General features: G+C 54.0%; 10 protein-coding genes. 8 read left to right on the top strand and 2 right to left on the bottom strand.

The features are described from left to right. The 8 genes from ACT3XD_RS18810 to ACT3XD_RS18775 form a co-directional block, all read left to right on the top strand. Nucleotides 1–260 (top strand): hypothetical protein (locus tag ACT3XD_RS18810; protein ID WP_444280660.1); only part of this gene is annotated, 260 nt, incomplete at its 5' end. Nucleotides 261–332: 72 nt separating this feature from the next. After that, nucleotides 333–575: a hypothetical protein gene (locus ACT3XD_RS18805; RefSeq protein WP_192539772.1), complete on the top strand. Its 243-nt coding sequence runs from the start codon at nt 333–335 to the stop codon at nt 573–575. Beyond that, the gene (locus ACT3XD_RS18800; RefSeq protein WP_192539773.1) at nt 562–975 is read left to right on the top strand and encodes a type II toxin-antitoxin system PemK/MazF family toxin; all 414 of its coding nucleotides are present in this window, start codon (nt 562–564) and stop codon (nt 973–975) included. Before ACT3XD_RS18805 ends, ACT3XD_RS18800 begins: the two co-directional genes overlap by 14 nt. 135 nt (nt 976–1,110) lie before the next feature. After that, complete coding sequence (locus tag ACT3XD_RS18795; RefSeq protein ID WP_192539774.1) at nt 1,111–2,352, top strand: DUF7146 domain-containing protein; 1,242 nt, start codon at nt 1,111–1,113, stop codon at nt 2,350–2,352. Nucleotides 2,353–2,440: 88 nt separating this feature from the next. Further along, entirely contained in the window at nt 2,441–2,731 is a 291-nt protein-coding gene (locus ACT3XD_RS18790; RefSeq protein WP_192539775.1) for a hypothetical protein, read from the top strand. 509 nt (nt 2,732–3,240) lie between these two features. Then, a complete protein-coding gene (locus tag ACT3XD_RS18785; protein WP_192539776.1) occupies nt 3,241–6,021 on the top strand; it encodes a DNA topoisomerase 3 in 2,781 nt (926 codons plus the stop codon). Between the two features lie 752 nt (nt 6,022–6,773). Beyond that, nucleotides 6,774–7,913, top strand: a complete 1,140-nt coding sequence (locus ACT3XD_RS18780; protein WP_192539777.1) for a tyrosine-type recombinase/integrase — start codon at nt 6,774–6,776, stop codon at nt 7,911–7,913. A 583-nt stretch (nt 7,914–8,496) separates the two neighbouring features. Then, nucleotides 8,497–9,426, top strand: coding sequence for a hypothetical protein (locus ACT3XD_RS18775; protein ID WP_192539778.1), 930 nt, complete (start codon nt 8,497–8,499; stop codon nt 9,424–9,426). A gap of 37 nt (nt 9,427–9,463) precedes the next feature. Here ACT3XD_RS18775 and ACT3XD_RS18770 read toward each other — a convergent pair whose 3' ends face one another. Next, entirely contained in the window at nt 9,464–9,880 is a 417-nt protein-coding gene (locus tag ACT3XD_RS18770) for a hypothetical protein (RefSeq protein WP_193054203.1), read from the bottom strand. Then, nucleotides 9,855–10,040 (bottom strand): hypothetical protein (locus ACT3XD_RS18765; protein WP_444280659.1); only part of this gene is annotated, 186 nt, incomplete at its 5' end. The genes ACT3XD_RS18765 and ACT3XD_RS18770, both read right to left, overlap by 26 nt.

Genomic DNA, 10,040 nt, shown 5'->3' with positions numbered 1-10,040 from the left:
TTGACGCGCCGAAAGGCCGAATCACCTGGAGCGTGCCGGTAACACCTATGCCTGGCCAATCTGCTGCCACACTGGCAGAGCGGATTCAGGAAATGCTGTCGATTCTGGCGATGCGAAAGCGCTACGACACGGCTTGCCGTGACGTGCTGACGTTTCGTGAAGAACAGACATTACGCAGTTGGGAAAGCGCTTATAAAAAAGCGCTGGCCCAGGAAGACCGGATGGATGCACTGCTGAACAAGCACCTGAAAGCCGGTTAATTCACACACCCTATGCGGGCGTTTTCTTGCCCGCAGGGGCCAGGGAGCGTCCGTTTTTGATCTGGAGGCTCTATGCAAACATTCACCGTTCACTATCAGGAACATGAGGTCATGTATGGCGTTCTGCTCTCGCAGGCACGTCGTCTGCATCTCACCCCTGAGCAGTTGATCCGTCGCATTCTGGCACGCGAGTTGGGAGGTATCAGTACACCACTGACGACCATCCGACGCGAACGGGATCGTGACGACTTCTGGCTGAACAACGGCGCACTCACGTCACCCTTCCAACGGGAGGTGCGACATGGTGCCGTCTAACCATCACTTTGTTGGCAGTGTGATTTACGCCTGGATGCCCGAGTCTGAAACACCGCATCGTCCTGGGCCGAAATATCGGCCCGTGTTGATTGTGGATGTGGATGACGATAACGGCGCTGTGTGTATCGCACCTGGCACTACGCAGAAGCTCGATAGCGTGCTGCGTGGGCAAATCCTGATCGACACGCTACATGATGGCCAGGGATTGCAACAAACTACCAAGTTCAAGATCGACAACGCCCGTTGGGTGCCTTGTACTCCGGCTTTTTTAATGGGGCATGGTCAGCACTATCGCTTTGCTGGTGCCATCCCGATTTATAAAGTCCGCGAGTTATATGAGGTCGTCAAAGAGGCTGATCCTGAACTACGCCAACGTCGCTACACGTCTTTGACGGCGTAGCGGCGCAAGATGATTCATCCCCAGGGGAGATAACGACTCCCTTGAGGGGGCGTGTCTCCCTTCGGGGCTTCCCTAAAGCCCCTGCGTTCAACGCGGTGGTTTTCGGAAGCCCCGAAAACCAATGGAGACTCGCCCATGATGATTGATCGTGACAGTGAATTTTTCAAAACCGATGAGGTGAAACGGGCAGCCCGAGGCAGCTGGGTGACGATTCTCAGTCATTTCAGCGCGTTGGCCCCCGCACTTGGCAAACCTGGTCGCCATGTTCCTTGCCCCAAGACGGGAGAGGGAACAGACGGCTTTCGGTTGTTTCCCCGTGATCTCGATGAAAGCGGTGGTGGCATTCACAATGATCCCAATGTCGGTGCGCTGACAGACGGATTTTCACTGCTGATGTGGCTCAACGACTGGGATTTTCGCACGACCGTTACGGAAGTGGCGTTAATTCTGGGCATGGAACCCTACCGCAAGCGCCATGCAGGTCAGCCCAAGCGTGTGCATTCTGCACTGCGACAGGCCAACCATGATGCACAGGCAACGGCGAAAGCGGCCAAGCAACGGCTGGCGCAACAACAGCAAGTGAATCAACAGGAACACCGGAAACGGTTGCAGACGCTTTGGGGTGAAACTCTGGCGTTAACCGATCCTCGCTCGCAGGCCGTCAACGCCTATCTGGGTAGCCGTGGTATTGCGCATAGCGATGCCATGCTGAACGCACTGGCCGCTGGCCATTCAGTGCGATTTCATCCAGAGCTGGCGTACTACGGTGCCATTGAGCGACAGGAAGTGACGGCTTCCGGTGAGGTGATCATCCAGGAACAGATAGCGGTACTGGGGCATTATCCTGCCTTGGTGGCGGCTATTCGGGATGAACACGGACAGATTTCGACCTTGCACCGTACCTACCTGTCACACGATGGGGCAGGGAAGGCCAATGTCGATCATCCCCGCAAGATGCTCGCGCTGCCCCTTGGCATGAGCGTGACCGGCGGGGCCATCCCCTTAGCGATGCCTCGGGGTATTCTGGGGCTTGCTGAAGGTATGGAGACGGCTGCTGCCGCGTACAATGCCACACGTCTTCCAACATGGTCGTGTGTCAATGCCACGCTGCTGGCCGGTTTCAATCCTCCGTCTGACGTTCATACGCTGGTCGTATGGGCTGATCGTGACCGTTCCAGGGCCGGTGAAGTGGCCGCTGAACAACTCAAGGCACGGATGAAGGAAAAGGGTGTCAGGGTCGTGATCATGCTGCCCGATGCCATTATCCCAAACGATGCCAAAGGCATTGACTGGAATGACATGCTAAAGCAACACGGCATACCGTCATTTCCGTCACGTCAGGCACTCATAGATAGCATCCATCAGGCAGTTTTATGATGGCGGGTCTATCGCAACATTTAATTTCAACCCACGGGGTAATGCGCCCCGTGGGGGCATTACCCCCTCAAAAAATGAGGTAATGCTTATGAAGTCAATCAAAAAACGCTGGAAAGCGCTGAAACTCGGGGGAGCTAATGTCCCTCCTTTGCATAGCGTACCGCCTGCTACTCTCTTGGAAGTCTCCAAAGACCTTCGCAAGATGGGACTTGGCGTGCTGGGTACTGGCGCAGGTAGTGTATTGCTGTCAGGAAGCGGTTTGACCGCCTTTTTTCTGACCCTTTTGCTACTAGGTGCAGGTGCGTTAATCTGGGTAGTGGCTATCGTTCTCGATGCCGCTGCCCGTCATGCAGATGAGGTTGCCAACAAGGAGTCCTAACATGGCGCTCTATGTGACAATATCCCTATTCACTTTGCTGTTTTGCAGCATTGGGCTTTACGGGATTTTCATTGCTCACCGAATCATTGCAAACAGCGACAAGCACAAGTGAAACCCCTTGCCATACCGGCTTGGGGTTTTTCACTTTTTGGAAAGCATTGACTCTGACTATATCTCATTAATCAACAAATAGATGAAACCTTTACCCCGATTTTTCCTACCTCCGCAGCCGTTGACTGACGCCTAAGTGTTGTAGCGTATCCGATAACCAGTCTCAGGAGCCTTTTTATGCCGGATGCGCCGTTTCGATACCGTCCTTATCCCTACTCACCCCTGTCTGCCTCCATCGAGGCGCTAGAAAGCACCATCCAGCGCCACCGCCATCACATTTCACGCTATAGACGCGACAACGAAAGGCGAGTTCAAGAGTGCGCGGCGCTGGAAGCCGATCAGCACTGCCATGCGACGCCAACCCGTCCAATCCCCACACAGTATTAAGAGGCCAATCCATGTCAATACGCCTGGTCATTGCTGAAAAACCCAACGTCGCCAGAGCTATAGCAGAAGCCTTGTCGTCTGGACGCCCCACGCGGAATGCGGACGGTATTTTCGAGGTCGATGAAAACCGAATCGTGGCATGTGCGGGTCATATCCTTGAGCAGTACGATCCTCAAGACTATGACGAGCGCTATAAACGCTGGTCGATAGACGACCTGCCGATTCATCCTGATCCCTGGAAGCTGAAATCGCCCAACGATGCAGGCAAAAAGAAGATGCTGGCGCAGATCAAGAAGGGGATGCAAGGGGCAGGCGAAGTCTGTAATGCTGGAGATTTGGACGCCGAAGGGAACATGTTGGTTGATGAGGTGATCGAGTACCTGGGCTGGCAGGGGCCGGTGAGCCGTGTGCTGATCGCGGATTTGAACCCGTCCCCCATTCGCAAAGCCTTTCAGAACCTCAAGCCCAACGCGAACTTTGCCCATCTGACACGACGAGCCACCACGCGCTCCAGGGCGGACTGGCTGCTGGGTATGAACTGTAGCCGCCTGTACAGCAAGTTGTCGGATCAGGCGGGTGTTAAGGCCACACTATCTGTCGGGCGTGTGCAAAGTGCCGTATTAGGACTGGTGGCCCAGCGTGATCTCGACATCCAGCATTTTACCCCGCACAACTACTACGATGTAGAGCTGGCTGTTCGTCATGGTAACGGGGCGTTTATAGCCAAGTGGCACCCCCGAGACGGACAGCCAGGGTTGGACGAGGCCGGTCGGCTGGTTGACCCTGATGTATTGGCGCAACTGGAAAGCCAGGTGCCAGGAGCCGTTTCCATTTTGGCCTCGCAAACCGAGCGCAAAAAACAGCGTGCGCCGCTGCCGTACTCATTAAGCGACTTGCAGAAGGCCGCCAACCAGCAACTTGGCTTGGATATGCAGGCAGTATTGGACATCGCGCAAAAACTCTATGAAAAGGATCGGTTGTTGACGTACCCCCGTACCGACACGGGCTATCTTCCGAACGATCAGCATGGTGCCGCCAGTGCAACGCTGGAAGCGGTTGGCGCTAACCTGGACACGTTGACGGAGGCGGCCCAGAAAGCCGATCCAGGTATCATGTCCCGCGCTTTTAATGACAAGAAGGTGACGGCGCACCACGGTATCATCCCGACAGAAAAGGTGTCTGTCGCCGATGTGGCCAACCTGACAGCGCAGGAGCGGTCTATTTACGAGATGGTGTGTCGGCGTTATGTCGCTCAGTTCATGCCTGACGCACTCTATGATGCGACTCAGATCGAGGTGGGACTACCGGATGCCTCTGGGGAGCGTTTTGTTGCCCGTGGCAAGGTCTGGATCGAACAGGGCTGGCGCGAAGTGGTGTATGCGGGGGTAACGGAAACAAAAGACGACGACGATGCCGGTGCCGAAGGTGACAAAGATCAATCTTTGCCCGCCACGCAGACAGGAGATGTGGCCGAAGGCACGTCGATTCTTGGTGAAAAGAAGGTCACAAAGCCACCAAAACCGTACACTGATAGCACCTTGATTACGGCGATGACGAATATACACCGTTTCGTCAAAAACCCTGAAACAAAGAAGAATTTACGCGAAAATGATGGTATTGGCACCGAAGCAACGCGAGCCGGTATCGTCAAAAAGCTGGTCGAGCAACACAAACACCTAAAGCGTGAGAAGAAAACCATCCGCGTGACGCCTAGCGGGCTGTTTCACTACCGTTTGATGCCGCCTGAACTGAGCACACCGGATATGGCCGGTATCTTTGAGGCGGCGCTTCGCAATGTGGAAGATGGCAGCCTGTCCATGGACGCTTTTCTGGCGCAAATGGACGCGTTTATTCGCTCGCAGCTCGCGCCTGACGCGCAAACACGATGGCTGAAGCAAGCCAGGGAACTGGCCCCCAAGGAAAAGGCGTCTGAGTATTCATGTCGACATTGTGGGAACGCGCTATACCAACGTACAGCCACGACCAAGCAGAAAAAGCAGCTGACTTTCTATGTATGCCTGGAACCCGAATGTGGGTGTCACTTCAGGACGGAAAACGGGCAACCCACGACCTGTTTCAAGGGGCCGTTAAAATCGCATGACGATGCCGAACTACAGCGCCAGCGCGAGAATGCTTTGGCCAACGCGCCCCAATGCCCAGAGTGTCATAATCCACTTCAGCGCTTCAAACAGAAGGGCAAAGACAACTATTTCTGGCGCTGTCAGGACTACCAGGGGCAAGCATCCTGTGACTCGCTATTCGGTGATCAGGACGGCGCGCCTGGGTCAGCGTTCGTGATTCGGGGAGAAAAAGTCGAGCGACAACCTGACGGCCCGCTTTGTCCTGTCTGCCATGAGCACCACACCTTCAAGGGAAAAACGAAGAAAGATCAGCATCCTATATTGGTCTGCCGTCAATGCGATTCGATATGTTATGCCGACACCGATGGCTCACCAGGGCGCGTTTTCAGGGAACGCGGCGAATGGGCGAAAAGTCCCTTAACAGGGCCAGCCTGTCCGGTCTGTGGTGCCGAGAAAACCGCGAGCCTCTTGTCCAAGAAAAAGAAGCCGCTTTGGGCGTGCGATGCCTGCGATTCGATGGGAATGCGTGATGACCAGGATCAGGCCAAGCCTGCCTTCAAGGTACGCGGTGAGATGCCGAGCAATCCATCGGTATCAGGAAAAACGGATGCAAGCAAAGGGCAGAAAGGCACGTCGGCTGACGCCAATCGTGTGCGCCTTGATGATCCTGACGATCCCGAAGAACCTATAACACGCGGATTTTATTCTTAATCATTTCGCAATCGAGCCTCGATTTTGATATTACCTGCTTCTCGGGTAGGTGTTACCCGTCACAGTGTTGAGCCAGATACCTGGGGAGCAGCTTTACGTCCAAACGTGCCATCCTGAAGGGGCATTCACCGCAAACTTTCTCAGAATTCGCGTATGGGGATCGGTGATAACCTTTTTTTCATCCTTAAATAGTTGATATTAAACAAATTATATTATTTTTTTGACTTTGCGACTGATTTTTCTACTTTTATAAAGCATTGATTTTTATATCTTTATCAAGAGGCATAAAAGCAATGAGCGTAAAACAGGCAAAACTGTTTAGCTTTCCAAGCCTCCGGTGACATAGCCAAACGCCAATCGCCGGTAACATGGTTGTCAGCAATCAGATGATGATTTGCTGCATGGTTGATCCTCGATTCCTTTGGTGCTTTTTCAGCATCCTGGTGCCTCCCATAGCACATCGCCCGCACACCCTCCAGCGGGCGTTTTTTTATGCGCATTGCCTAAGCCCGTTTTCTAAATCGAATCTCTACAGCAAAATCGTCGCCAGGTTTCAGGGGCCGGTTGACCTGAGCTGATTCTATAACTACCTTTAACCAGCATTAAATATAGTTATAGAATGGCATGAACAAAGGGGTTCCAGCGTGCTGACAAGATTAGCCACCGCTGTTTTAAACTTGAGCTTCAATGATGATTACGGCCTTTACTGATACCGTGTATAAGGTATCCGTTGTATTTTGGAGAAAATCGCTATGCACCAGGACAAATCGCTCGTGGGTGTGAGCCAGTCAAACGCGCTGGCCGGTGTGTTACCTGCATCAGCCTCAACCGGCTTGATGGATTATGAAACACCGCCTGTTCGGGTGCGGCATGATCTGAGCCAGCCGTTTCCCCGTGGTCTGAATCCTGCCCACCGGCATTTGCGCAACCAGGAATCCGCCGCGAGCGCATCTTCAAAGCGGAGTCTCATTAACGAAATTGCCACCAAGGCACTCGGGGCTCCCCAGCCGCCAAAACTGGCAGCACCCAATGGTGACGGTCGTGCGCTTCACCCTAATCAAGCCTTTGCTTATGACTATGTGGACTGGGCTACGCTGACGCCGGATGTGGTCAGCGAGATACTGGCCAGCTATCGTGACGCGGGCATGTCGCCAGCCAAACGCAATGCCGTGCGCTCTGTCATACGGGGCATTGCGACAGAAGCCTGGATGCTCGATCAGATCAGTCATGCCACCCTGGATCGCATCAAGCAGGTCAAATCCGCCCGCTATTCACACGCCAAACGAGCGGGAACCGCCCATAGCGCCCAGACCATACGAGCCTTGCTCGATTTATGTGATGAGAAACCGACGGCGCGTGATTTTCGAGATGGCCTGATGATTGCGATGATGGCGGCGGTAGGTTTGCGGCGTGCGGAAACGGTCAGTATCCAGCTCAAGGACATCGACTTTGCGACAAACGAGATCACGGTTGAGGGTAAAGGCCAAAAGCAGCGCACACTGACATTGCCGGATTGTGTGGCCTGGCGACTCAATGAGTATCTGGATCAGTACCGTGGGCGTGACGCGGGCTATCTGTTCAATCCTATTTGGGTGAAACAGAAAGCACCGGCCAAAGAGTATCTGAAAACACCGTTAAGCCTGTGCAGCGTCAATAATCGTCTGGAGCGCTTACGCAAGATGTTACCGGATAACTTGCAGCTGGCTCCCCACGATCTAAGGCGCACCTGTGCAACAGACCTGCGTGAAGCCGGTATGTCGATGCGGGAAATTCAGGTAGTGTTGGGTCATGCGTCGGTGGTGACAACCGAGCGGTATGTTCTCGACGAAACCAAAGATCATCGGGAAAAAGCCGCTCGGTTGCAGTCAGGTCGGTTTGGTTATAAGTTCTGACACCCACCTTAATACAATATTTTGTAAGAAAGTTGGGCGTTATCAGGAGCAATTTGATTACCGGCAGTGTCTTCCCCAACCACTGTCTCCCCTGGCGTCCCTTGACCCAGTGCATACTCCCCACTACTGTCGACGCGGATGTTACTCGGAGGCTCCGGCGCATTGATACCAGGCGGCACAAGATAGGTTGCCGTTGCACCTCCTGACGCCTCAAGGTTTAACACCTCGCCGCTGGTGACGAGTTCATTCAAAATGATGCTGATTGCCTGCGGCAACCGTTGCGCTGCCCAGGCTCACGCCCTCACGCTCGACGGTAATCGTTTCGCCTTCGCGCCCGCGTCCGGTCAAAACACTGCCATCAGAATTAACTGAAATGTCCCCTATATAAGAATCCTGAAATGTCCCCTATATAAGAATCGGGTGGGTTCAAGCCTGTAACGGTTGCTCCCAGTTTCACGATACCAAGCAACCTGTAGGCACCATCGGCCCGCAAGCACGGTTTTCTAGGCAGTTTTGGCGCTGGGAAATCTTGGTCGACTTGCTATACTGATATAGGTAAACGAACTTTCAGCGGAGAGGCGCTATGCCAAACGACATTCATGAGACGCTGGATAAGGATCATCGACGCTTCCGGTTGATTCACGACGCGAGCGAATGCTTTGGTCGATTGGTAAAAACGGTCGATGACATCTGTTTGCAGTATGAGAAGGAAAAGCCTCACGCCTGGGCGATGAGTGCGGCCCATGCAGACAGCGATTGGCTACGACGTGTTTTGATGGACATGTGGCACGAAGCCGGAACCTCCGGCGTTGTCACCTCCAAGCATTCAGGCGTGATTGCGGCATCGCCTGAACTGAGGCAGCGGTTTGATACGCTGAATGAGCAAAAGCAAGCGTTCAAGGCCATTGCCGATGAGATAAAGCAGACAAAACCCGTCTATACATCGCAATCGCAACTCAAGGAAGAAATAGGCATCCAGTATCAGCACTTGCGCCAGCACTTGAATACCGCTGGGTTGGCCAGACTAAGCCTGAAGAAGACCGTGCGAACGGTGTACGTTCTTGAGCATCCGATCCGCCATATCGGTATTGGCTGGCAGACATCAGGCCGGTCAATTGTCAAAATCAGCATGGCGGAGGCAGAAAAGCGCCTGATCAAGCTCGGGGCTGACAAGCCGCATATTGAGATTCAATTGAAAAAGCTGGCCAGCTTGCCGCCTGGTGAGCCGCTGGCGCTGGTGCATAAACAAAGCCCACAGCTGCGTGCGAACGTGCATTTTGCTGAGATAGATGATGTCCCGCCGCCTCGTTCGCTGGCTTTCAACTCTTCATTGCCGATTATTGTTGCGCCAGACCCTCGCACCGGCCTTCTGCCTTCGCTGCGGACACCGCCTTCTGAGCCCGCCAATCATCAGCGCGAACGTCGAAAGGATGCCAGGGTCGATTTTGAGCCGTTTCTGCCGTCCATCAGTGTGCATCGCTATTCTTCGGAAAGATCAACGTCAGCCGCCTGAGTCTCTTTGTACAGCGGCAGGCCGCTTCCCTCTTGTGTTAGCGTCTGCTGTGCAACTGATCCTGGACAGGAATACAGTTTGCTTTGGTCGGCCTGAACATCGCACCGTCCCAGTAATGAGGCTGTTCCGGTGCTTTGTAGCGCTCGTCGTTGGGGATCAACCGATATTCGATACAGCTGCCCTCGGTACTGCCGACAGGCTGCCAAACACCCGTTTCCTTTCCTCGATGGATGGCCTTGGTTGGCGCACCATCCGGCCAGTGATCCGGCACTCTGAACATGTCAGCCACTTCTTCTTTGGAGCCGGACGGCATTCCCATGAAGGAATGGCTTTCAGGTTCAAGCGCCTGCTGGCTCGCACACCCTGACAATGCAATTCCGGCGGCCAGCACAAACGCCACATCAAACTTGCCTCTCGATTCCAAAACGTTACCCTCCTTGATCGGTTCGGCCATGATGGACAATGGCCGCCAGGAAATCTTGTTGGTCGGGTGTGCAGCACTGAAAACCCTTGAAATGGCCGCGCTCATGTATCAACTCATCAAAGCGCCTGTCGCTGTCACGGTAATACACACGCCGCGATGCAAGTCCTCCGATGTCTCGTTCCAGCTGGGC

Source organism: Halomonas sp. AOP7-B1-5, assembly GCF_052353045.1.
Lineage (GTDB): Bacteria > Pseudomonadota > Gammaproteobacteria > Pseudomonadales > Halomonadaceae > Vreelandella > Vreelandella colorata.
This window is presented reverse-complemented; position numbering and strand designations above follow the sequence as displayed.